The organism is Ruminococcus sp. CAG:330 (assembly GCF_000437175.1).
Classification (GTDB): domain Bacteria; phylum Bacillota; class Clostridia; order Oscillospirales; family Ruminococcaceae; genus Ruminococcus_C.
This window is the reverse complement of the sequence record NZ_FR898064.1, coordinates 1-1,566: the sequence shown is the minus strand read 5'-3', so window position 1 is coordinate 1,566 and position 1,566 is coordinate 1. Positions and strand designations below refer to the sequence as shown.

The 1,566-nt window shown below is 57.2% G+C and carries 1 protein-coding gene; it reads left to right on the top strand.

The genetic code is table 11. The features are described 5' to 3' along the window. Positions 1-1,246: hypothetical protein (locus tag QZL66_RS07545; RefSeq protein WP_293601975.1), on the top strand; the 1,246-nt coding region annotated here is incomplete at its 5' end. Positions 1,247-1,566 lie beyond the last annotated feature (320 nt).

The following is a 1,566-nucleotide window of genomic DNA, read 5'->3' as shown; positions in this document are numbered from 1 at the left end:
GACCACCACAGAGGAGACCACGACTGAGGCAACGACTACCGAAACAACTACCGCAGCAACGACTACCACAACCACGGAAACCACCACAGCTGCAACGACAGTTACCACAGTTTCCACCACGGTAACCACCACCGCACAGACCACGCCCACCTCGGCTGGCCCGACGATGACCACGACTACCGTGACCACCACAACTAGCAGCACAACGACTACCGCACAGACTACCCCGACTTCTGCCGGCCCGACGACACCGACGACCAGCGGAACGACTACTGAAACAACAACTGCCACAACGACGACAACGACAACCACCACGGCTTTGGCAACTGTCATCACCACCGGGGAGACCACAACCGAAGAGAGAACCACCACAGAAGTTGTGACAACCACGGAGGAGACAACCACCGAAGAGAGCACCACGGAGGAAACTACCACCGAGGAGACGACCACGGAGGAAGTCACCACGGAAGAGACAACCACCACCGAGGAAACTACGACCACTCCGATTGTGGAAGAGGGCGTTGTGATCCGCAAGTGCGACACCGCAGGGGTTGAGATCGCCGGCGCATCGCTGGAGGTTTCCGATCTGGACGGCAACGTCATCGATTCCTGGGTATCTGAAGAGGGCGCATCCCACGTCATCCGGAATGTGGAGGTCGGCGTACCGTACTGCCTGACCGAGACGCTGGCACCGGTGGATTATCTCATCGCTGCACCGATCTACTTCCAGCTGGAAGAGAACGGCACCGTTTCGATTCTCACCTATGAGCTGGACGGCGAGGGCAATCTGGTTCGGGACGAGAACGGCGCACCGGTTCTGATCGCAACAACAGCGGGCGTTGATCGTGTGGTAACCATGGTCGATGAGTACATCGGCGTTGTGACCACGCCGGAAGTGACCACCGCACCGGTTGAGACAACCACCGAGGTTACGACCGAGACGACACCGCACAATACCGATGCAAATCACGGCGAACAGACACCGGCGGTTTCCACTACCACAAGTGCAGGAGAAACCACGACCACAGCAGCTGCTGGCGGTACAACCACCACCGGCAACCGCAGCAATTCCAGCAACACCTCTTATTCCAATCGCAGCAGCGGAAGCGGCAGCTATCGTGCACAGAACATCAGCAGCACGCCGAAAACCAAGGATGCGTTTGCAGTTGTTCTGGTTCCCACCGCACTGGCAGCGTTTGCAGTTGCAGCTGCAACCAGACGGAAGAACGGACGCAAGAAGAAGTAAGACCTGAGCGCTGTGCCTGAGCGGGACAGCTGAGGGAAAATAAAGAAGCTCCGCCACGAGCCGAAGAGATTCGGGAAGTGGCGGAGCTTTTTTGCTGCGCAGAAAAAGATTGCGGTTGTGCGGAAAACAAAGCGTATATGCGCAGAAACAGAACATATCTCATCAAGTTGCCCAATAAGGCTGCTCCAGCTGAGCGCAGCTGGCGAGGTGTTTCGTGCACTTTGGCTTTGTAGGGACACGGCGTGCCGTGTCCGTCGGTTTTAAACTACAAAGCGTTTAAGAAGATTAGCCTCCCCTGAAAGGGGTGACTCCCCACGGGG